The 20,972-nt window shown below is 62.3% G+C and carries 18 protein-coding genes; 12 read left to right on the top strand and 6 right to left on the bottom strand.

Going from position 1 to position 20,972, the window contains the following annotated elements:
* Nucleotides 1-2: 2 nt before the first annotated feature.
* The 5 genes from purS to ACZ9HU_RS06430 all read right to left on the bottom strand — a co-directional run bounded on the left by purS (nt 3) and on the right by ACZ9HU_RS06430 (nt 9,284).
* Nucleotides 3-233 carry a phosphoribosylformylglycinamidine synthase subunit PurS gene (gene purS / locus ACZ9HU_RS06410; protein ID WP_476103569.1) on the bottom strand — a complete coding sequence of 77 codons (231 nt, stop codon included), beginning with the start codon at nt 231-233 and terminating at the stop codon, nt 3-5.
* Between the two features lie 148 nt (nt 234-381).
* Nucleotides 382-1,806: an efflux transporter outer membrane subunit gene (locus tag ACZ9HU_RS06415; RefSeq protein ID WP_476103571.1), complete on the bottom strand. Its 1,425-nt coding sequence runs from the start codon at nt 1,804-1,806 to the stop codon at nt 382-384.
* Nucleotides 1,803-4,961 (bottom strand): efflux RND transporter permease subunit, encoded by a 3,159-nt coding sequence (locus ACZ9HU_RS06420; protein WP_476103573.1) that lies wholly within the window; start codon nt 4,959-4,961, stop codon nt 1,803-1,805. Before ACZ9HU_RS06420 ends, ACZ9HU_RS06415 begins: the two co-directional genes overlap by 4 nt.
* Nucleotides 4,962-4,979: 18 nt before the next feature.
* Nucleotides 4,980-6,167, bottom strand: coding sequence for an efflux RND transporter periplasmic adaptor subunit (locus ACZ9HU_RS06425; RefSeq protein ID WP_476103575.1), 1,188 nt, complete (start codon nt 6,165-6,167; stop codon nt 4,980-4,982).
* 159 nt (nt 6,168-6,326) lie between these two features.
* A complete protein-coding gene (locus ACZ9HU_RS06430) occupies nt 6,327-9,284 on the bottom strand; it encodes a M16 family metallopeptidase (RefSeq protein ID WP_476103577.1) in 2,958 nt (985 codons plus the stop codon).
* Between the two features lie 108 nt (nt 9,285-9,392).
* On the opposite strand from ACZ9HU_RS06430, the gene ACZ9HU_RS06435 reads away from it, so the two are divergent.
* Nucleotides 9,393-9,644, top strand: coding sequence for a hypothetical protein (locus ACZ9HU_RS06435; RefSeq protein ID WP_476103579.1), 252 nt, complete (start codon nt 9,393-9,395; stop codon nt 9,642-9,644).
* A gap of 63 nt (nt 9,645-9,707) precedes the next feature.
* Here ACZ9HU_RS06435 and purC read toward each other — a convergent pair whose 3' ends face one another.
* Nucleotides 9,708-10,487, bottom strand: coding sequence for a phosphoribosylaminoimidazolesuccinocarboxamide synthase (gene purC, locus ACZ9HU_RS06440; RefSeq protein WP_476103581.1), 780 nt, complete (start codon nt 10,485-10,487; stop codon nt 9,708-9,710).
* Between the two features lie 278 nt (nt 10,488-10,765).
* Between purC and ACZ9HU_RS06445 the strand changes: the two genes are divergently transcribed.
* The 11 genes from ACZ9HU_RS06445 to ACZ9HU_RS06495 all read left to right on the top strand — a co-directional run bounded on the left by ACZ9HU_RS06445 (nt 10,766) and on the right by ACZ9HU_RS06495 (nt 20,899).
* Nucleotides 10,766-11,092, top strand: coding sequence for a TrbC/VirB2 family protein (locus ACZ9HU_RS06445; RefSeq protein ID WP_476103583.1), 327 nt, complete (start codon nt 10,766-10,768; stop codon nt 11,090-11,092).
* Nucleotides 11,089-11,397 carry a VirB3 family type IV secretion system protein gene (locus ACZ9HU_RS06450; protein WP_476103585.1) on the top strand — a complete coding sequence of 103 codons (309 nt, stop codon included), beginning with the start codon at nt 11,089-11,091 and terminating at the stop codon, nt 11,395-11,397. Before ACZ9HU_RS06445 ends, ACZ9HU_RS06450 begins: the two co-directional genes overlap by 4 nt.
* Nucleotides 11,376-13,709 carry a VirB4 family type IV secretion/conjugal transfer ATPase gene (locus ACZ9HU_RS06455; RefSeq protein ID WP_476103588.1) on the top strand — a complete coding sequence of 778 codons (2,334 nt, stop codon included), beginning with the start codon at nt 11,376-11,378 and terminating at the stop codon, nt 13,707-13,709. The genes ACZ9HU_RS06450 and ACZ9HU_RS06455 overlap by 22 nt, the downstream gene beginning before the upstream one ends.
* Complete coding sequence (locus ACZ9HU_RS06460; protein WP_476103590.1) at nt 13,709-14,827, top strand: type IV secretion system protein; 1,119 nt, start codon at nt 13,709-13,711, stop codon at nt 14,825-14,827. Before ACZ9HU_RS06455 ends, ACZ9HU_RS06460 begins: the two co-directional genes overlap by 1 nt.
* Nucleotides 14,824-15,666, top strand: coding sequence for a VirB8 family type IV secretion system protein (locus ACZ9HU_RS06465; protein ID WP_476103592.1), 843 nt, complete (start codon nt 14,824-14,826; stop codon nt 15,664-15,666). Before ACZ9HU_RS06460 ends, ACZ9HU_RS06465 begins: the two co-directional genes overlap by 4 nt.
* Nucleotides 15,663-16,322, top strand: coding sequence for a TrbG/VirB9 family P-type conjugative transfer protein (locus tag ACZ9HU_RS06470; RefSeq protein ID WP_476103594.1), 660 nt, complete (start codon nt 15,663-15,665; stop codon nt 16,320-16,322). Before ACZ9HU_RS06465 ends, ACZ9HU_RS06470 begins: the two co-directional genes overlap by 4 nt.
* Nucleotides 16,319-17,335 (top strand): TraB/TrbI/VirB10 family type IV secretion system protein, encoded by a 1,017-nt coding sequence (locus ACZ9HU_RS06475; RefSeq protein WP_476103597.1) that lies wholly within the window; start codon nt 16,319-16,321, stop codon nt 17,333-17,335. The genes ACZ9HU_RS06470 and ACZ9HU_RS06475 overlap by 4 nt, the downstream gene beginning before the upstream one ends.
* Nucleotides 17,335-18,303: a P-type DNA transfer ATPase VirB11 gene (gene virB11, locus ACZ9HU_RS06480; RefSeq protein WP_476103599.1), complete on the top strand. Its 969-nt coding sequence runs from the start codon at nt 17,335-17,337 to the stop codon at nt 18,301-18,303. The genes ACZ9HU_RS06475 and virB11 overlap by 1 nt, the downstream gene beginning before the upstream one ends.
* A 103-nt stretch (nt 18,304-18,406) precedes the next feature.
* Nucleotides 18,407-19,165: a sulfotransferase family protein gene (locus ACZ9HU_RS06485; protein ID WP_476103601.1), complete on the top strand. Its 759-nt coding sequence runs from the start codon at nt 18,407-18,409 to the stop codon at nt 19,163-19,165.
* 34 nt (nt 19,166-19,199) lie between these two features.
* Complete coding sequence (locus tag ACZ9HU_RS06490; RefSeq protein WP_476103603.1) at nt 19,200-19,787, top strand: TetR family transcriptional regulator; 588 nt, start codon at nt 19,200-19,202, stop codon at nt 19,785-19,787.
* Complete coding sequence (locus ACZ9HU_RS06495; RefSeq protein WP_476103606.1) at nt 19,784-20,899, top strand: aminotransferase class I/II-fold pyridoxal phosphate-dependent enzyme; 1,116 nt, start codon at nt 19,784-19,786, stop codon at nt 20,897-20,899. The genes ACZ9HU_RS06490 and ACZ9HU_RS06495 overlap by 4 nt, the downstream gene beginning before the upstream one ends.
* Nucleotides 20,900-20,972: the final 73 nt, after the last annotated feature.

The following is a 20,972-nucleotide window of genomic DNA, read 5'->3' on the forward strand; positions in this document are numbered from 1 at the left end:
GGTTACACCCTCTCGATGCGGTAATTCTCGATCACCTGATTGGCGAGCAGTTTTTGCGCCATTTCTTCAAGCGCAGCATCGGTGACCGTCTCGTCCACTTCCAGTTCGATCAAACGGCCGGCACGGACATCGGAAACGCCCGAAAAGCCAAGACCTTCGATGGCATGGTGGATCGCGCGGCCCTGCGGATCGAGCACCCCGTTCTTGAGGCTGACGTAAACGCGCACTTTCATCGCTGGGCGGCCTTTCTGTTATGGCACAGTTCTGGTGTGACGCATCATGGGATGCGCCATGGTGGAATCGGCCTCGCCTATGGCGCGCAATGGCGCAAAAGCCAAGGGGGAGAGGGCATTTTTGACTTCAAAAAGCCCTCATCCCCGATCAACGGCGTGCAATGGCCGCGCTGTCGCCGCCAAGAGCGCGGTAGAGACCGACCAGATTGCTGGCCCGCGTGAATTGCGCCGCGACCAGCGTCTTCTCGCTGGCATAGAGCGATTGCTGCGCCGTCAGCGCATCGAGCCATGTGCCGATCCCGCCCTCATAGCGGCGATTGACCAGACGGTAATTGTCCGATGCCGCATCGCGTCCGGCGCGTACCGCCTCGATCTGGGCCTCAATCGTGCCGCGACGGGCCAGGACATTGGCGACATCCTGAAACGCGGTCTGCACCGTTTTGCGATAGGTGGCCAGAGCAGCGTCGCGCTGGGCCTGGCTGACGCGATAGGTGGCCTTGGCCGCGCCGCCCTTGAAAATCGGCCACGAAGCAGCCGATGTCAGACCCCATGCGAAATTGGTGGGCGAAAACAGGCTGGAGAGCGCGGTGGTCGCAACCCCGGCCACGCCCGTCAGCGTGATTTTGGGATAAAGCGCGGCGCGGGCCGCATCCACATTGGCATAGGAGGCGCGCAGCGTGAATTCGGCCTGCGCCACATCGGGACGGCGCAGCAGGATCGTGGAATCCAGCCCCGCACCCACCGGGGCCAGATGCGCGGACGCGTCCTCAATCGAGGCGGGCAGCAAATCGGCCGCAACATCATCGCCCACCAACAGGCGCAGCGCATTGAGATCCTGCGCCACGGCATTGGTCTGGGCCGCGACATCGGCCTGCGCCGTGCGCAGCGTCAATTCCGCCTTGCGCAGATCGGCCAGCAGGCCAATCCCGCCATCAACGCGCCGCTTGGTCAGCGACACGCTCTTTTCCGCGCTGGCCGCCGTATCCTGCGCCAGTTTGAGCAGGCTCTTGTCCGCCGCATAGGTCAGCCAGCCATTGGCCACATTGGCGATCAACGTCAGGCGGGTGGCGCGCGAACCGGCCTCACTGGCCAGATAGGTCGCCTTGGCCGCCGCCGTCAGGCCGCGAATGCGTCCGAACAGGTCGATTTCATAGCTGGCCAGAGTGGCCGTCGCGCTGGCCGCATCACCCTTGGTCGTGGCGCCCGCAACGCGGGTGCCGTCACCTTCGGCATGGGTAAACCCACCATTGGCGTCGATTTCGGGAAAAAGAGCGCCGCGCTGCACCAGATACTGGTTCCGCGCCGCCTCGATATTGGCCAGCGCGACCGCCAAGTCCTGATTCTTGGCCAGCGCCAGTTCGATCACCTTGACCAGACGCGGGTCGGCCAAAACCTGCGCATAGCTGTAAGAAGGCAGCGCCGCGTCGGCGGGCAGGACATAGGCCTCGCCCTTGGGCCATGCCGAAGGGATGGGCAGCGGCGTGGGATCGGCGGGTTGATCGGCGCGCGGACGCGCCTCAATCCCACCGGGCAGGGCCAGAGCCAAGGCCGCAATCAGCGAGAGTTTCTTCATGCCACCGCTCCCTGATCATCGGCTTTCTTGCGGCGGAACTGGCGGAAACCGCCACGCACCAGAACGAAGAACATCGGGATGAAGAAAATGGCCAGACCCGTTGCCGTCAGCATGCCGCCGATCACCGAGGTGCCGATGGCGATACGTGCATTGGCGCCTGCGCCCGTGGCAATCGCCAAGGGCAGCACGCCAAAGATGAAGGCGCAGGAGGTCATCAGAATGGGCCGCAAACGCATACGCGCCGCATCCAGCACCGCCGTGATCGGATCCTTGCCCGCCTTTTCGCCCTGTTCGGCAAATTCGATCATCAGGATGGCGTTCTTCGCCGCCAGACCCATCGTCGTCGTCAAACCAATCTGGAGATAGACGTCATTCTGAAGCCCGCGCAGCGTGACCGCGGCCACGGCCCCCACCAGCCCCACCGGAATGACCAGCAGCACGGCAAAGGGAATGCTCCAGCTTTCATACAGAGCCGCAAGGCACAGGAACACCACGATCAGCGACACCGAATAGAGCAGCGGCGCCTGACCCGATGACAGTCGTTCCTGATAGGACGCGCCCGACCATGCGATCGAGACATCGGGATATTGCGCCACAAGCGCCTCGAACGCGTTCATGGCGTCGCCTGATGAATAACCCTGCGCGGCCTGACCTGACACTTCGAAATTGGGCGTGCCAGAGAAGCGATAGGTCGCGTTGGGCGCCTTGCTCCACGTAAAGCTGGCAAAGGCTGAGAAGGGCACCATCCTGCCGCTGCTGTTGCGCACCTGCCATTGCGAGAGGTCTTCGGGGCGCGAACGGAATTCGGCATCGCCCATGACAAAGACGCGCTTTACGCGGCCGCGGTCGACAAAGTCGTTGACGTAGCGCCCACCCCAAGCCGCGGCCAATGTCGTGTTCACATCCGAAGGCGCAACGCCAAGGGCCGCCAATTTGGCCGTATCGGTGGTGATTTTGAGCGTGGGCTGATCGGGCAGGCCCGTCAGGCGCACATTCGACAATTGCGGCAAGGTCCGCGCTTCGGCCAGAATTTCGTCGCGCAGCTTGGAGAAGGCTTCCTGATCCATGCCGCCGCTGTTCAGCACTTCGGCGGTAAAGCCGGTGGCCTGACCCAGACCGCGCACGATGGGCGGTTGCAGAGCATAGAATTCCAGATCGCGATAACCGCCGCTGATGGCGGCTGTCGCGCGGCGCGTAATCGCTTCGGCCGAATTTTCCGCGCCTTTGCGATCTTCCCAATCGGTCAACGATACGAAGCCGCGACCCGCATTCTGGCCGCTGCCGCCGCCTTGGGCGCCGCCGGCCACGACCAGAACCGTATCGATGTTCTTCTTGTCGTGATTGAGGAAATACTTCTCAATCGCCGCCTGTGCCTGCTGGGTGCGCTCCAACGTCGCGCCTGCGGGCAACTGGAAACTGATCTGGGCCATGCCCTGATCTTCCGAAGGCAGAAAGCCAGTGGGCATGCGCACGAACAGCACGACCAACGCCACCAGAACCACGATATAGGCCACAATCGGCCCCCGCTTGTGGGTCGCGGCCCATGTCGCCTTGGGGTGATACCAATTGAGCAGGCGGCCAAAATAGCGGTCAAAACGCACCCGCATCCAATGGCTCGCCCGACCGACAAGCGAGGTTTCATCCTCATCTTCGGGACGTTTCAGGATGGTGGTCGTCAAAGCGGGCGACAGGATCAGCGCCACCACCACCGACAGGGCCATGGCCGAAACAATGGTCAGCGAGAATTGGCGATAAATCACGCCCGTCGAACCGCCAAAGAAAGCCATCGGCATGAACACTGCCGACAGGACCAGCGCAATGGCGATCAGCGCGATCGAGATTTCCTTCATCGATTCGATGGTCGCTTCGCGCGGCGTCATGCCGGGGTTTTCGGCCATCAGACGTTCGACATTTTCGACCACCACAATCGCGTCGTCGACCAGCAGACCAATGGCCAGCACCAACCCGAACAGCGTCAGCGTGTTGATCGAATATCCCGCCACCGAAAAGATGGCGAATGTGCCCAACATCACCACCGGCACCGCAATCGCGGGAATCAACGTCGCGCGCCAGCTTTGCAGAAAGACGAACATGACGATGACGACCAGAATGATCGCTTCGAACAGCGTTTCGACCACGTCGGCCACCGACTTGGAAATAAAGCGCGTCGAGTCATTGGCAAAGCCATAGGTGTAGCCCGCCGGGAACGTCTTGGAGAGTTCGGCAAACTTGGCCTTGACCAGCTTGGCCGTGGCCAGAGCGTCCGCGCCCGGCGCCAGCGAAACCGCCAGAGCTGCGCCCGGATGTCCGTTCACGCGGCTGACCACGCCATAGGATTCAGAACCAAGTTCAATACGCGCGACATCCGAAAGCCGAACCGTTGCGCCGCTGGTCGCGCTTTTGACGACGATCTGGGCAAATTCGGCCGGGCTGGTCAGGCGCGATTGCGCCGTCACCGTCGCATCCAGCATCTGGCCCGCAGGCGAGGGGACCGCGCCGATTTCGCCTGCGGCCACTTCGGCGTTCTGGGCCGTAATCGCGGTGATGACATCCGAAGGCATTAACTGATTGGCGGCCAGCTTGTTGGGATCAAGCCAAATGCGCATCGCATATTGCGCGCCAAAACCGTTGGTTTGGCCCACGCCTTCGATGCGGCCGATCGGCTCCTGCAACCGGCTCGCCAAAAAGTCCGATACGTCGATATTGGTCGTGCGGTCATAGGTATCCGCGACAAAGGCCACCAACAGGAAGTCGGGGTTCGACTTCGTCACGCGCACGCCCTGCTGCTGCACCACCGAGGGCAGGCGCGAGAGGGCCTGCTGGACCTTGTTCTGGACCTGCACCTGGGCGATGTCGGGGTTGGTGCCCTTTTCGAACGTGGCCGAAATCGACACCTGACCCGACGAACTCGACGTCGAGGAGAAATAGAGCAACCCGTCAAGCCCGGTCAGCTGCTGTTCGATCACCTGCGTGACGCTGGTTTCCAGAATAGCCGCCGAGGCGCCCGGATAGGTGGTGTTGATGTTCACCTGGGGCGGGGCAATATCGGGAAACTGCTGTACCGGCAGGGTCGAAACCCCGGCGATACCGGCCAGCATGATGATGATCGCAATCACCCATGCAAAAATCGGACGGTCGATAAAGATGCGCGACATGACGCTGTTTCCCGTCCCTTACTTTGCCGAAGGGGCTGCGCCCGAAGGCTTCTTGCCGTTCTTGATCCCTTGCGGCGTGCTGTCCGGAACGGCCACGACCTGCTGGCCGGGGCGGACCTTGCCCAGACCCTGCGTGATCAGCCTGTCACCGGCCTTCAAACCGTCGGTGACGACCCATTGGTCGCCAATCGTCCGGTCGGCGGTCACCTTGCGAATTTCCACCTTGTTGCCGTTCAGCACCATCACCGTCGCCCCGCCACGCGGATCGCGGCTGAGCGCGCCCTGCGGAACCAGAACAACCTTGGTCTGCTTACCCTGCGAAACGCGGGTGCGCACAAACAGGCCGGGCAACAAAGTGCCATCCGGGTTGGCGAATTTCGCGCGCAGCGCAACCGTGCCGGTGGCCGTGTCCACGGTCACTTCGGAAAACTCTAGCGTGCCCTCGATCGGATACTGGCTGCCGTCTTCAAGGATCAGCTTGACCTTGCCGACTTCCTTGATGCCGCCATCGGCAAATTCCTTGCGCAGCTTCATCAGGCTGGCGCTGCTCTGCTGAATATCGACATAGATCGGGTCAAGCGTCGAGATCACCGAGAGCGGATCGGTCTGATTGGCGGTGACCAGCGCGCCTTCGGTATAGAGCGAGCGCCCGATGCGCCCCGTGATGGGCGCTGGAACCGTGGTGAAGCGCAAATTGACCTTGGCTGCGTTCAATGCTGCGCGAAATTGGGCGACAGAGGCCGCCGTCGTGCGCGCGGTGGCCGCGGCATCGGTGTAATCCTGCTGGGCCACGGCCTGATCGGCGGCCAGCGGCTTGTAGCGGTCGGCCTTGATCTTGGCGGCTTCTGCGCTGGCCTGTGCGCTCACCAGATTGGCGGCTGCCTGATCGGCGGCGGCGCGATAGACGCTGGGGTCGATCTGATACAGGGGCTGGCCCTGATGAACCAACTGGCCCTCGGTAAAGAGGCGGCGCATCAGAACGCCCGAAACCTGCGGGCGGACCTGTCCCTGACGGAACGGCGCGGTGCGGCCGGGCAATTCGATTTCCAGCGGAACTTCCGTCAGGCTGACCACGGCAAAGCCTACCTGCGGCGGTTTTTTGTCACGCTGTGGTTCCCCCGAACACGCCGACAGCGCCAGCGCAAGGCCGGCAGCCAGCACGACGGGCCGCCCCGTAAAGGGAGCAATGCGACGGGTATTAAACATGGAGAGCCCCCGGTATTCTGTAATCTATATTCAGCCTGCGCTTTGCCGGTCACAGGCTCCAATCGTCAAGGGCGGCACAGGGGCAGATTGTCGGAAAAAGGGTAATTATTTGTCGCAATTCGTACGCTTTTTGGCCCAGTCTGCGGCGTGTCATAATTATTATGAATGCGGTACATCATTGCGGGATACAAAACCGGTTTCATTCGTTGTGGCGGATTTTGTCGCCGTTGCGGCGGTGGGCGCAGGATCCGGCAAGACGGTGATGCGCACCGCATCGCCCGGCGCCAGATATCGGCGAGCAGCAGCCTGAACCGCTTGCGGTGTGACGGCGCGCAAACGTTCGGCGGCGTGCAATTGACGCTCCAACTGATCCGGTTCGCTTTGCGACAAAGCGACAATGCCCAGCCACCCGCCATTGGTGTTGAGTGTATTGGCGATGGTTTCCAGCAAGGGCGCACGGGCGCGCAGCATCAGATCGTCCGAAGGCGGCGTCTTGATCAGGTTGTTGACGGCTTCCTCAATGGCCTCTTTGGCCATGGCCACGCTGTCGGTGTTGATCGATGCGGCAATGGTGAATGTGCCGTAATTGCGCCATACCCGGCTCAGATCGCTGCTGGCGCTGGGGGAGTACGACCGGCCCAGTTTTTGGCGCAGGGTTTCGGTCAATTGGATGCGCAACACGCGTTGCAGCATGTTGAGCACCTGCTTTTCCTGCGGATCGCGGTCATCGCGGGTGGGCCATACTTCATAGATCAGCGCCTGATCGGCGGGGCCGGTGTGGGTGATGGTGCGATCACCGCGCCTGGCCGTAAAGGGGCGTTGGCGCTGGGTATCATATTGGCGGAACTCTGCCTCTCGTGTGGGCAGGGCGCCAAAGGTGCGCGCGACATCGGCAATCGCGGCTTCCTCGTCCAGATCCCCGACAAGGCCGATTTCAATCGCGCCATGTTGAAGCCGCTCGGTAATGTCGCGCTTCAGCTTGGCAAAGGTCAGGCCCCGATAGGCCGTGACGGGTTGCAGGGTAAATCGCGGATCATTGTCCGACAGGATGCCGCCGATGCTGCTCTGCAACGCGCTGCCCGGTGTTGATTTCAGGCGCAGGAACATGGTGTTGGCGTTCTGGTGAAAGATGTTCTCGCCTTCCTGACGATAGCCCGGATCGGTGATCAATGCGGTCATCATCTGAAGTTGCAGCAAGAGATCCTTGGGCCGTGTCCCCGCCGACGCGTTGAAACTGTCCCCTGTCGCGGTCAGGCCAAGGCTGACAAGATGCCCGGCGGTCAGCGACTGCATTTCATCGAGCGTATGTTTGCCAAGGCCCCCCGTGCCCATCATCGCGGTCATTTCCACGGCCAGCGGATTGTCGCTGGTGGCCAGCATTTGCCCGCCATCAATCGCCAGATGCACCAGCACCGATTGCCGCGACAGGTTGGTGTGTTTCAGGTTCAGCCGGACGCCATTGGCAAAGCGGATCTGGCGGATGCCGAAATGGGGTTCGCGTTTGTCCTCGACCACCACGCCGGGCTTGCCAAAATCGGTATAGGCAAAGGGGGCCGGCGGCGGCTCCATAATGGTGGGCAGGGGCGCGCTGGCGGCCTCGTTCCATGCGGTGCGGATGGCCGGGGCGCCGCCATCGGGGGCGTGCCGTCCGGTAAAGCGGATCAGCGGATTGTCGAGCGCCTGCATATCGGCCTTGACCTCGGCCAACACGCGTTGCGGCGTCAATTTGCCCGCCTCGGCCTTGATGAAGCCAAGGTTGACGGCCGGGTTGGATGGGATCGCCCCCCCGCGCAACATGCCCAAGGCCGCATTGGCCAGCGCCACGCTGCCCTGCGTTTCTTCACGCGCGGCGGCGGTTTCGGCAAGGCTGTTCAGCACCGCGACCTGTTCGTCGATCTCGCTCTGGGTAAAGCCCTGTTCCAGCGCGCGGCGCACTTCGGTCATCGCGGCGGTCAGCGCACGGCGCCAGCGGCCATCGATGGAATCAACGTTGATGGCCGTATCGCGCCCGGCATGAAAAATATCATTGGTGCCAAATTGCGCCGCGCGGAATGGCGGATCCAGCCTGCGCGAAAGCTTCTGCAATCGCCGGTTGATGATGCCATACCCCACCGTCGCGGCCAGACTTTTGCGCCGGTTCGCCCAAGTGTCCGGCTCGTCCCGCCACGGACTGCGACGGCTGATGGTGATATGTTCGGACAGGGATGGGTCGATATAGATTGAATTGCGCCCCGTGTCGGCGCCATCAATCGGCCCGGCAGAGGGTTGCTGGGCGATGGGCGATGCGGCCCAGTCGGTGAATTTGGCACGAATGTCGGCTTCGACCTTGGCCACGTCGAAATCGCCCACCATGACCAGAACGGCCTTTTCCGGCACATAATTGCGGCGCCAAAATGCGCGCAGAGCCTCGGCCGTGGCGCCGCCCAGCGTTTCGTCAGTGCCGATCGGGCTGCGTTGCACATAACGGGCATTGGGGTCGGTAAAGGCAAAGCGATCCTGCGCCTCGCGATATTGCCAACTGTTGCGGTCGCGCTTTTCGGACAGGATGACGCCGCGCTCGCTGCTCACGCTGTCGGGTGAAATGGTCAACTCGCTGGCCGTTTCGCGCATCAGCATCAGTGCCGTGTCGATCAGATCGGGCGTGTTACGCGGCAGATCGAGGTGATAGGTCGTGGTTTCATAGGTCGTGAACGCGTTGGTATGCGCGCCAAAGGCCAGCCCTTTTCGTTCCAGCAGGCGGACCATTTCGCCCTGTGCGACATGGGTGCTGCCCTGAAACGCCATATGTTCGACGAAATGGGCAAAACCGCGCTCCTTCTCGCCCTCGTCCAGCGAACCGACGTCAAAGCGCATGCGGACAATGACCTCGCCCTTGGGCGTTTCATTGTGGCGCAGGATATAGCGCATACCGTTGGGCAGGCGTCCAAAGCGATAGGCAGGATCGGGGGCAATATCGCTCTTTTGAAACGGCCATACGGCGGCCATGGCGCGGGGCGCGGCCGTCGTGCGATGGGCTGTTGCCAGCGAACCGCCCCGCGCGGGCGGGCGGGCGTGGACCGGCGCGGCGATCATGCCCAACAGGGCGGCAAGGACAAGCGGGTGCCAAGGCTGCTTCATTGCGCCAGACTAAGAGGGAAAATCGCGCAGGGGAAGCGGGCAATTGTCGCCGGATTTGCTTGATGCCGCGTCGATAGAGGCGTAATTTCCCCCAAACCGGAGGTGTTTATGGCACAGCAGGACAAGAGCTACTGGTTCCCCGCAAAGCGCTATGGCTGGGGTTGGGGTGTGCCGCTATGTTGGCAAGGATGGGCGGTTCTGGCGGCCTATCTGGCGGTGATCGTCGCGGCGGGCGCCGAACTGGCCGCCAAAGGTCATATGGCGGCGTTCAATGGCGCGGTTGTGATTGCGACCATCGCCCTCATCGCCATTTGCTGGATCAAGGGCGAGCCCCCGCGTTGGCGCTGGGGCAACGACTGATCCAACGAAAAGGGGCGCCCCGATATGGAGCGCCCCTTTCTGATTCGCGACTGCGTTTAAGGCTTACTTGCCGCGCAGCTTGCGATGGTGGTTGAGGTCGAGCACTTCGCTCGGCCCATCATTGTCGAGCAGGCCGAGACGGCGCGCGACTTCCTGATAGGCTTCTTCCTCACCGCCCAGATCCTGACGGAAGCGATCCTTGTCCAGCTTCTCACCCGAATTCATGTCCCACAGACGGCAACCGTCGGGGCTGATTTCGTCGGCCAGGATGACGCGGCTGTAATCGCCGTCCCAGATACGGCCGAATTCGAGTTTGAAGTCGATCAGACGGATGTTGATCGCCGCAAACATGCCGCACATGAAATCGTTGATGCGGATGGCCATGCTGGAAATGTCCTGCATTTCCTCGTTGCTGGCCCAACCGAAACAGGCAATGTGCTCTTCAGCGATCATCGGATCGCCCAACGCATCGTCCTTGTAATAATATTCGATCAGCGTGTGGGGCAGCGGTTCACCTTCGGCAATGCCAAGGCGCTTGGAAATCGAACCGGCGGCCACATTGCGCACCACGACCTCGATCGGCACGATCTCGCACTGGCGAACCAGCTGTTCGCGCATGTTGAGGCGGCGGATAAAGTGGGTCGGAATGCCGATGTGGTTCAGGCGCGTGAACACATATTCGCTGATGCGATTGTTAATTACGCCCTTGCCGTTGATCGTGCCCTTTTTAAGCGCGTTGAAAGCGGTGGCATCATCCTTGAAATACTGGATGATCGTGCCCGGCTCGGGACCTTCGTAAAGGATCTTGGCCTTGCCTTCATAGATCTGACGGCGACGCGACATGGGCTTTCCCCTAATTCCTGACTGGATCGGCGATTCATGCCTTTGGCGCCCAGCGCCGCCAAAAGGCAAGCCCGAAGATGCACGAACACACGGCAAAAATGCCGCCAACCCCGGGAAAGGGCGCGCCTATAGGCGAAGCGGGGCGTTGCATCAACCTTTGACCGACACGCTTTATCGAGTTTGAACGATATGATTGACCTGTTTAGGTAAAAAATCGGATTGGAAACCGATGCAATCCGCGTTGCGGGACGGTGGGGTCGTTTTTACCCCTATTCCCCATGAAACACGACATGTTGCAACACTATCGCCGGATGACCGCCATGTTGCTGGCGGTGTGGGGCGCGCCGATCTGGGCACAGGTTTACGGGGCCGCGGATCCGGCCGGGTCCGGGCCGATTGTCGGCGCGCTGCGCTGGGTTCAGGGGACGTTGATGGGCACGGTGGCCACGGTCGCCGCCGTGGTGGCCGTGGCGGTGGTGGGCATGATGATGCTGACCGGGCGGATCAACTGGCGATATGGGGCCAGTGTCATCCTTGGCTGCTTCGTCCTGTTCGGCGCGGCCAGTATTGTGGCCGGTATCCAAACCGCGGCGATGGGCCAATGAACGGGCGGGGGGCAACCGCATCAACGCCTCTGGCGCGCGACACTTTGTTTGTCGGCTTGACCCGGCCCCAGATGTTTGCGGGCGTAACGTGGTCTTTCTTCGTCATCAATCTGGTGATCTCGACCGAGGCATTTTTGCTGCTGCGTTCGGGCTGGGTCGTGTTGGTGGCGCTGATGGCTCACGCATTGGGCGCCTTGGCCTGTTTGCAGGAACCGCGCCGGTTTGACCTTTGGCTGACCCGCGCCATGCGCTGTCCGCGTGTGCGCCATTATCGGTTCTGGCGATGCAATTCCTATCGGCCTTGAAAAGCCCCGATTTCGCGGGGGAGGCCGCGGCGGGCCTTCATCTGCCCTACTCGCATATGGTGGATGATGTTACGCTTGCGCTGCGCGATGGCTCGCTATTGCAGGTTATCCGTATCGACGGATTGATGTTCGAAACCGCCGACAGCGAGACGCTGAACTATCGCAAAGATATGCGTGACGCGATGTTGCGGGCGATAGGATCGTCCCGCTTTGCGGTCTATCATCACATTCTTCGCCGTAGGGTTGAACCCGATCTGGCCGGAACCTTTCCTGATGCCTTCAGCAAGGGGCTGGACGAGGCGTGGCGTGAAAGACTGGCTGCGCGCAGGCTCTATGCCAATGACCTGTTCATTACGGTGGTCCGCCGTCCGGCGCAGGTAAAGGGCCTGCGTTGGTGGGGTCAGCCATCAGGCGCGGCAAGGCAACAGGATCTGCGCGCGCTGGACGCAGCGGTTGAGCAGGTTTTGGCCGCCTTGGCCGCTTGTGGAGCGCGCCGCCTCTGCGCCTATGACACAGCCCGTGGCCCCTGTTCCGAGGTGCTGGAATTCCTGTCCGCATTGTTCAACCGGGATATCGGGCCGGTGTTGTTGCCCCATGGCGATGTTGGTCACCATCTGCCCCGCCACCGGGTGTCCTTTGGTCAGGATACGTTGCAACTGGGCGCGCGTTTTGGCGCGATGGTTTCGATCAAGGATTATCCGGGGCAGACCACGGCGGGCATGCTGGATGACCTGCTGCGCCTGCCCTTTGCCATGAATATCAGCCAGAGTTTTGCCTTTGTTGACCGGGGGGAAAGCCTTGGGCGGATGAACCGGGCGCTGCGCCGGATGCGGGCCGCCGATGATGAAGCGATCAGCCTGCGCGAGGAATTGGCGCAGGCCAAGGATGATGTGGCCGCGGGTCGCGCCGGATTTGGGGAGCATCACCTGTCGGTTCACGTCATGGGCGATGATCAAGAGGAGGTTGACGCGGGCGTCGCCGAAGTTTTGGCCGCGTTGGGCGATCTGGGCATGGTGGCGGTGCGTGAGGATGTCGGATTGGAGCCGGGGTTCTGGGCGCAATTTCCGGGCAATTTTTCCTATATTGCGCGGCGGGCTTTGATCGGTTCCGCCAATTTCGCGTCTTTTGCCAGCGGACACGGCTTTCCCCTTGGCCGCGCGCGGGGGAATGTATGGGGCGATGCGGTGGCCCTGTTTGAAACTACGGCGGCGGGGCCGTATCATTTCAATTTCCACGCCAATGGTGGCGATCTGGGCAACTTCTCGGTCATCGGCCCCAGCGGCAGCGGCAAGACCGTCATCACCAATTTCCTGTTGGCACAGGCGCGCCGTTTCGACCCGCGCATCATCCTGTTCGACAAAGACCGCAGCGGGGAAATCTTCATCCGCGCCATGGGCGGAACCTATGAGGCCATGAGACCGGGGATGGCGTCGGGGCTGAACCCTTTGGCGCTGGACGATACGCCGGGCAATCGCGCTTTTCTGATCGAATGGCTGGCGCTGCTGGCCGGGGGCGTTCGCGATGCGGCGGAATTGGAGGCGGTGCGCGACGCGGTGGAGGCCAATTATCTGGCCCCGCCGGAATTGCGCCGGTTGCGCCATTTTGTGCCTTTGCTGCGCGGCGGGGCGCGGCCGATGCCCGATGATCTGGCCGCGCGGTTGCGGCCTTGGTGGGGGGACGGCGAACATGCCTGGCTATTCGATAATGAAGGGGGCGGCAGCCTTGACCTGACGCGTGACGTGGTGGGCGTTGATATGACGCTGGTGCTGGATCATCCGGCCTTGCGCACACCTTTGATGATGTTCCTGTTTCATCAGGTAGAGGCACGATTGGACGGGCGCCCCGCCATAATCGTGGTGGATGAAGGGTGGAAGGCTCTCGACGATGATCTGTTTGCGCGGCGCTTGCGCGACTGGCTGAAGACTTTGCGCAAGCGTGGGGGCATTTTGGGGTTCGTGACCCAGAATGCCGAGGACGCTTTGGCCAGCCGCATTGCCGGGGCGATTGTTGAACAGACCGCAACCCAAATCTTTACCGCCAACCCCAAGGCGCGGGCGCAGGATTATGTCGATGGGTTCGGCCTGACGCCGCATGAATTCGAACTTGTGCGCGCCATGCCCGATGCGGCGCGATGCTTTTTGGTGAAACAGGGCGGAGAGAGCGTGGTCTTGCGCCTGACGTTAAATGGCGGGGCGCGATGGTTGACGGTTTTGTCCGGACGGGAAAGCAACGTGCGCCGTTTGGACGCCATCCGGGCGCAGGTGGGTGATGATCCGGCCGATTGGTTGCCCGTCCTGCTGGGGGATGGGTAATGGCGGATTGCGGGGGTTTTGATCCGGCGGGGCCATTCGTTGGCGGCGTCTTGGCGGCGGTGGATTGCCGGGCGCTGGGCATGGCGCAGGACGGATGGCGCGTGTTTGGCGGCGGGCCATGGCTGACGGCGGCCTTGACCATTGCCGTTGCGTTGATGGGCTATCGTTTGCTGCTGGGTCACGCGCAGGCGCGTGACGGTATGATGCTGGCATTGCGCATGGCGGCGGTGCTGGCTTTGGTCACGCAATGGTCGGCGTGGGAGGCGGTGGCCTATCGTGTGGGGATTGAGGGGCCGGAGAGCATTGCGGTGACAATTCTGGGCGGGGATGGCGCGCGCGGCGGATTGGCGGCCCGTTATGACCGCATGGCAACGGATATAGACGCGGCGTTGCGCATCGACGGCATGCAGGTGGCCGAAAACAAGGTGCAGCCGGGCGGGAAGGTTCTATCGAGCGAGGCGAGGGAGCAATTGGCCCGGGCGCAACGATGGATGACGGGGGCGGCGCTGGGCGGGTTGTTGGCGCCGCGCCTTATGGTTGCGCTTTTGCTGGGGGTGGGGCCGCTGTTTGTGGGCGGATTACTGTTTAGCGGGGCGCAGGGGCTGTTCATCGGCTGGCTCAGGGTGCTTGTCGGGGCAATGGTGGCCGCTGTTGCGGCGTTGATGGTCCTTGGCTTTGAACTGGACGTGGCGGGGGCGCAGGTGGCGTTGCTGCTGCAAGATCCGGGGGGGAATGGGGCGGATGCCGTGGCGGCGCGGTTGGTTACGACGGCGGGCATGTTTGCGGCATTGATGGTGGCGGTCTCCTTGGCCGTGATGCGGGCGGCATGGTCGATCCGCATTCCCGTGGCGATGCAGGCATCGCAAAATATCCGACGCGCTACATCTTCGCGCGAAACTTTGGCCAGCCGCGTGAGCCATTCGAGCGCGTCGCGTGTGCAGCATTTTGCCCAATCCATGGCGCGCAGCATGAACCGTGAAGTGATGTTGAGCCGGTTGAATAGCGAGAAGACGGTGGAACGTATCGCGCCGACGCCTTTGGGTCAAAGCGGCGGCACGGCGGCGCGCAGGATGCAGCGTCAAACGGGCGCAGCACAAAAACGGGATGGCGCGGTATGACCGAGGGCAACAGGGCCGCCTATTATGATCGGGCGGAAAGCTGGGCGCAGCAACGCGATAATGCCCATGCGCGTTCGGCCCGGCGGGCGTGGATTGTTGCGGGCGTTGCGGTGGGCGTCGCGGGGCTGGAGGCTTTGGCGATGATCGCCATGGCGCCGCTCAAAACCGTGGTGCCCTATACGCTACTGGTCGACAGCCACACCGGCTTTACGCAAGTGCTGGAGGGGACGCATCCGCAAACCATTCGGCCTGATGCTGCGCTGACCCAATCGCTGTTGGCGCAATATGTCGTGGCCAGAGAAGGGTATGATATCGCCACGATTGAGGAGCAGTATCGCAAGGTCGCCCTGTGGTCGGCGGTTGGGGCGAGGCGCGACTATCTCGCCCTGATGCAACCGGGCAATCCGCAGGGGCCGATCGCCCGCTTTGGCCGAACCAAGGCGCAACGTGTTGGCGTGGAAAGCGTCAGTCCCATCGGGGCGGGCCGCGCCATGGTGCGTTTTTACGCCGACACGCCCGATGGCGGCGGGCGCGAATATTGGGTGGCCATGGTGGATTACTGCTTTTCCGGCGCGCCACAGCGGATGGAGGATCGGATGATCAATCCTCTGGGTTTTCAGGTGACCGCCTATCGCCGCGATCAGGAGGCCGCGCCCGTTCCGCCCGTGACGCCGGTGAAAGCTGGGCCTTTGGTGGCATATCGGGCGCCGGAAATGGCGTCGCAGCCCGAAGCGGTGGCCGCGCCATCGATGCCCGGTCCGCTGCCGCTTCGCCAAAGGCGGTTTGGACCACGCCCCTATCCATCGCAAATCATCCAGCCGGGGGGAGGTGAGCCATGAGGTGGATCTTGGCTCTCACCTTGTTCTGGGCGCCGCCGGTGTGTGCAGAGATCACGCCGCGTGCGGGTGGCGGCGATCCTCATTTGCAGACGGTGGCCTATGACCCGGATGAGGTTGTGGCGCTTCGGGTGGCCAATGGCTTTGCCCTGACGGTTCGATTTGGCGGGGATGAGCGGATCGAGACGGTCACTTTGGGCGATAGCGCGGGCTGGGTCGTACAGACCAACAAACGCGCCGACAGTTTGATCATCAAACCCGTGGGCTATGCGCCCACCACCAACCTGACCGTGATCAGCGATGCCAGAACCTATAATTTCACCCTTTACGGCGCATCCCCCGGCGAAGGGGTGCAGCCCTATCTCCTGAGCTTTACCTATCCTGCGCCGCCGGGTTCCGCGCCGACGATTGAGGGGCGCTATCGGTTGAGTGGCAGCAGCGCATTGTGGCCAAGTGAATTGGGCGATGATGGCGTGGTGACGCGGATGCGTTGGCCCGACGGCGTTTCGTTGCCTGCGGTATATGGGGTGAATGCGGCGGGGCGGGTTCTGGTCAATGGGGCGATGCGCGATGGGTTCTATGTGGTGGAAGGTGTGTTTGAACGCCTGACCTTTATTCAGGGCCGCGCGCGGGCCGAGGGGCGGAGGATAGAGCCATGAACCCGCGCGATATCCGCCCGATTGTTGCCCCGCCCCGCGATATGTTGCCTTTGCCGGTGATGCTGGGCGTTGCGGCGGCGTTGGGCGCGGGCCTGTTCCTATGGATGGAGGGGCAGCGCAAGGTGGTGCCTGAACCGCAGGCGCAGGCTATGCTTTCCGCGCCTCCTCCTCCCTTGGTTTTGCCGGAGGAGGCAAAAGCGCCGGTGCCGGTTGTCACTCCGTCCACCGGACCTAGGACCGTGGTGAAGGCCCCGCCTCCGATGGTCTATATGCCGCAAACTGTCAATTACCCGCCGCCGCCTGTGGCCCAACCCACGCCGCTTCGCCCTGCGGGCAATCATGAATCCGCGTTGGTCATCGACAATACCACTGGCCATGGTGCGGAGGTGCAGGGGGGCAAGGGCGACGGCAATGAAGGGGGGGAGGAAACAGCCCACGCAACGATCATTCGGGGCCGGTCCAGCACAATCCCGCAAGGAACGATTATCGCGGCCACCTTGGAAACACCGCTCAATTCCGACCGGCCCGGATTGGCCCGCGCCATGGTGGGACAGGACGTGCGCGGTTTTGACGGGACGCGCGTGCTGATACCACGGGGCAGCCGATTGATCGGTGAATTCAAGGCCGACAATAGCGCGGGAAAGCGGCGGGTGATGGTGACATGGAACCGCCTGATCCGGCCCGATGGTGTGGCGATACGGATTGCCTCGCCCGCGACAGACGCGATGGGGGGGGCGGGGATCGCCGGGCGCGTTGATACGCATGCGTTGGAAAAATTGGCGGGCGCGGTCCTGCAATCTGCGCTGACGCTGGGCGTCAATGTCGCGACGGCGGAGGTGAGCCGGGGAGGCACGGCGGTCTATCTGGGGCTGGGCGGCGCGGGGCAGAGTGTGGGACAGCAATTGGTTCCCGGCACCAACCGCCCGGCTACGGTTAAGGTAAAGGAAGGGGCGGCCATTGCCGTGCTGGTTGCGCGGGATCTGGATTTTGCCGGTATGCCGGGGCTGCGCTGATGCCTTTGGCGACGCTTGCGGCATGGTTGGCGCCATTTGCCTCCTTTTTGGCGCAGCGGGATGTCACCGATATATTCGTGAACCGCGCCGGTGAGGTGTGGGTCGAGCGTTTGGGTGGCGCGATGGAGTGCCACGCCATGCCCGAAGTGGACGAGGCGCGGTTGTGGCTGATCGCGCGCGGTTTGGCCGGGATCACGCATCAGGGGATCAGCCGCCAGCACCCTTTGATGGCGGCGACCCTGCCCGATGGTGCGCGGGTTCAGATTGTCGCGCCGCCCGCCGCGCGAGCGGGCATGGCCATGGCCATCCGCAAACATGTGGTGGCCGATATGGGGCTGGATGAGATGGGCGGGCAGGGTTTGTTCGACGGCACCCAGTTTCATCAGGGCATCGTTCCTGCTCGGCCGGTCCCGGCGCCGCAATTGGGGCAGGGGATGGGCGATTATCTGGCCCAGATGGTGCGGGAGCGGCGCAACATCCTGATTTCGGGCGGCACGTCGAGCGGCAAGACGACTTTCCTCAACGCCCTGATCCGCGAAATTTCGCGTGATGAAAGGTTGGTGACGATTGAGGATACGCCCGAATTGACCATCCCTCACAGCAATGCGGTCGGTCTGTTGGCCGTGCGCGGCGAATTGGGGGAGGCGCGCGTCGGGGTCGAGGATCTGTTGCAGGCATCGCTGCGGATGCGGCCGGACCGTATTTTGCTGGGCGAACTGCGCGGGCGGGAGGCGTATAGTTTCCTGCGCGCGGTGAATACCGGCCATCCCGGTTCGATGACCACCATCCATGCCGACAGTCCCGAAGGTGCGATGGAGCAATTGGCGATGATCACCTTGCAGGCGGGATTGGGGATGAGCCGGGGGGATATTGTCGAATATGCGCGATCGGTCATCGACATCGTCGTGCAACTGGAACGGCGGGATGGGACAAGGCGGGTGAGTCGGATCGTCACGACTCGTCCGTAATGGCAGAAAATGCGTGGCAAGCGCCTCGGAAATCGCGGCAGATGAGTGACAATTTTGGTGCGCCGTCCATTAAAGTTACATGATGGATCAAAGGATTACATCATTGGCGCGGGTTGGGCTGTTCGTGATCGGCGCGCAAAAGTGCGGGACGAGCAGCCTGTATGACTATCTGGCGCGGCACCCTCAATTGAATGGCGGCAGGGCCAAGGAACTGCATTTTTTTGATGACGAAGGGCGTGATTGGTCGCGCCCGGATTATCGCCCATTGGAAGACGGATTTGGCCCAGACGATGGGCGGATTTGTTTTGAGGCGACGCCAATCTATGGCTTTTTGCCAAAGGCGCTCGATCGGATTGTGGACTATAATCCGTCTGCGCGGTTGATATTCATGTTCCGTGACCCGGTGGAGCGGGCGTGGTCGCATTGGTGCATGGAATATGCGCGGGGGATTGAATCTTTGCCCTTCGCCCAGGCGATCCGCGAGGGGCGCAGGCGGATTGTGCGCGAAGGAGAGGTGGGTTTGCGCCACTTTTCCTATGTCGAGCGCGGGGCCTATGGGGTGCAGGTGGCGCGGGCCATGACGCGATTTGCGCGCCACCAATTGCTGTTTATTGAAAGCGGCGATTTGGCGCGTGACCACAGGGGCGTGTTGCAAAGGGTTGCCTCGTTTTTGAATATTGAGCCTTTTCCCGTTGTTGCCCCGATCAGGAGCAATGCGCGGCCAAGGATCGCGTATCCCGCATGGCCCGACGGCGACGACTGTCGGTATATTTTGGAAAAATTGTCTGCCGACAGACCTTTATTCGAAAGGTTGACCGGCATTTCGACCCGCACATGGGGGATGGGGTTAATGCGCGATTGAGCGCGAGCGATGGGTTTGATAGGGCAAGGTCAACATGCCCGATGACACCCCAGCCCAGACCCGCGCGCGCCTTTTGCTGGCGGCTGAAACACTTGTGGTGGGTGAAGGGGTTCATGCATTGTCGGTGCGACGCATTGCGGCGGCGGCCCATGCCAATTCGGCGCTGATCCGGTATCACTTTGGCGGGACGGATGGTTTGCTGCGCGAACTGGCGCTGCGCAATGGGGCGATGATTGCGGATGCGCGCGCCGAATGGCTGGCACGGGGCGATGGGTTTGAGGCAACGGTCGACGCCTTGATCCAGCCCCTGTGGGCGCAGGCGGCAATGAGCGGGGATTACCGGGCGATTGTCGTGCTGGATGAGATATTTTCGCGCGCGGAACCGGCCCTGCATGACGAGATATGGGCCATGTTTGCCGATGGCGTGGCGCAGGTCCGGGCGCGGTTGGCGGCGGCCTTGCCCGGCGTTGATGATGAAACATTGGGCTGGCGGATAAGGTTTGTGACGGCCGCGGCTTTGGATGTGCCGCCGCGTGACGCAAGGCGCGAAGGGCGCGAAAGCCGCGAGGAAAGGCTGGAACAATTCCGCCGCTTTGCCATGCATGCATTAGGTGACCTATGAGCCAGACGACGATTTTTGAAGTGATGTCGGGCCTTTGCCGCGATTTGGGCGCGATCAATCTGGGGCAGGGCTTTCCCGATATGGAAGAGCCGCAGGAGATCATCGCGGCGGCCCAGCGTGCCTTGGCAGAGCGCAGCAATCAATATCCGCCGATGCGCGGTTTGCCCGAATTACGCGCGGCGGTGGCGGGGCTTTACGGCGTTTCGGCCGCAGAGGTGATCGTCACATCCGGCGCGACCGAGGCTTTGGCCAGTGCGATTTTGGCGCTGGTAAAGCCGGGTGATGAGGTGATTTGCGTTCAGCCGCTTTATGATGCCTATCTGCCGCTGGTGGCGCGGGCGGGTGGCGTGGCGCGGTTGGTGAACCTGCGCCCTCCGGCGTGGAGCCTGGATCTGGATGATTTGGCCGCCGCTATTACCGACAGGACGCGGCTGATCATCCTGAACACGCCCAACAATCCGACCGGCACCGTTTTGGACCGCGCGACGTTGGAGGGCGTGGGCGCTTTGGCTCAGAAGCACGGGCTTTATGTCCTGGCCGATGAAGTGTGGGAGGCGACTATCCTTGATGGCTCCAAACCTTTGTCGGTGCTGGATATTCCGACTTTGCGGGATCGGTCGGTGAAGGTCGGGTCGGCGGGCAAAATCTTTTCGCTGACCGGGTGGAAGATCGGTTGGGCGGTGGCCGCGCCCGAATTGGCCGAGCGGGTCGCGGCCAGCCATCAGTTCATCACCTTTACCACGCCCACGCCTTTGCAATGGGCGGTGGCCGAAGGGCTGGCGTTGGGGGATGAATGGTTCGCCGCGCATCGCGCACGCTATGTGGCCAGCAAGGCGCGTTTGGTCGGCGGACTGACGCAGGCCGGTTTTTGCGTTTTGCCGTCGGCGGGAACGTGGTTTGTGACCATCCACCTGTCCGCGTCGGGCTTGCCAGCCGAGGATGAGGCTTTGGCGCAACGTCTGGTGCGCGAGGCGGGGGTGGGGTCGATCCCGGTGTCGGCCTTTTATGCCGATACGCCCGAAAGGAACTATCTGCGCCTGTGTCATGCCAAGCGGGACGAGACATTGGATCGGGCGGTGGAGAAGCTGGCCGCGTTCAAGGCGGCGCTGTAAGGGAAAAGGCCGGTTGGGCAAGGGGCCGAAACCCCTTGCAACCCCATCAATGTCAGCGGCGCTATTTGGGGGG

The organism is Novosphingobium sp. Sphag1I (assembly GCF_056279125.1).

Excerpts from the sequence above, each read along its gene's own strand:
- purS (WP_476103569.1), bottom strand. The coding sequence starts at position 233 with ATGAAAGTGCGCGTTTACGTCAGCCTCAAGAACGGGGTGCTCGATCCG.
- ACZ9HU_RS06435 (WP_476103579.1), top strand. The coding sequence starts at position 9,393 with ATGGCACAGCAGGACAAGAGCTACTGGTTCCCCGCAAAGCGCTATGGC.
- ACZ9HU_RS06455 (WP_476103588.1), top strand. The coding sequence starts at position 11,376 with ATGCAATTCCTATCGGCCTTGAAAAGCCCCGATTTCGCGGGGGAGGCC.
- ACZ9HU_RS06415 (WP_476103571.1), bottom strand. The coding sequence starts at position 1,806 with ATGAAGAAACTCTCGCTGATTGCGGCCTTGGCTCTGGCCCTGCCCGGT.
- ACZ9HU_RS06470 (WP_476103594.1), top strand. The coding sequence starts at position 15,663 with ATGAGGTGGATCTTGGCTCTCACCTTGTTCTGGGCGCCGCCGGTGTGT.
- ACZ9HU_RS06495 (WP_476103606.1), top strand. The coding sequence starts at position 19,784 with ATGAGCCAGACGACGATTTTTGAAGTGATGTCGGGCCTTTGCCGCGAT.
- ACZ9HU_RS06490 (WP_476103603.1), top strand. The coding sequence starts at position 19,200 with ATGCCCGATGACACCCCAGCCCAGACCCGCGCGCGCCTTTTGCTGGCG.
- ACZ9HU_RS06465 (WP_476103592.1), top strand. The coding sequence starts at position 14,824 with ATGACCGAGGGCAACAGGGCCGCCTATTATGATCGGGCGGAAAGCTGG.
- virB11 (WP_476103599.1), top strand. The coding sequence starts at position 17,335 with ATGCCTTTGGCGACGCTTGCGGCATGGTTGGCGCCATTTGCCTCCTTT.
- ACZ9HU_RS06475 (WP_476103597.1), top strand. The coding sequence starts at position 16,319 with ATGAACCCGCGCGATATCCGCCCGATTGTTGCCCCGCCCCGCGATATG.
- ACZ9HU_RS06445 (WP_476103583.1), top strand. The coding sequence starts at position 10,766 with ATGAAACACGACATGTTGCAACACTATCGCCGGATGACCGCCATGTTG.
- ACZ9HU_RS06425 (WP_476103575.1), bottom strand. The coding sequence starts at position 6,167 with ATGTTTAATACCCGTCGCATTGCTCCCTTTACGGGGCGGCCCGTCGTG.
- ACZ9HU_RS06460 (WP_476103590.1), top strand. The coding sequence starts at position 13,709 with ATGGCGGATTGCGGGGGTTTTGATCCGGCGGGGCCATTCGTTGGCGGC.
- purC (WP_476103581.1), bottom strand. The coding sequence starts at position 10,487 with ATGTCGCGTCGCCGTCAGATCTATGAAGGCAAGGCCAAGATCCTTTAC.
- ACZ9HU_RS06450 (WP_476103585.1), top strand. The coding sequence starts at position 11,089 with ATGAACGGGCGGGGGGCAACCGCATCAACGCCTCTGGCGCGCGACACT.
- ACZ9HU_RS06420 (WP_476103573.1), bottom strand. The coding sequence starts at position 4,961 with ATGTCGCGCATCTTTATCGACCGTCCGATTTTTGCATGGGTGATTGCG.
- ACZ9HU_RS06430 (WP_476103577.1), bottom strand. The coding sequence starts at position 9,284 with ATGAAGCAGCCTTGGCACCCGCTTGTCCTTGCCGCCCTGTTGGGCATG.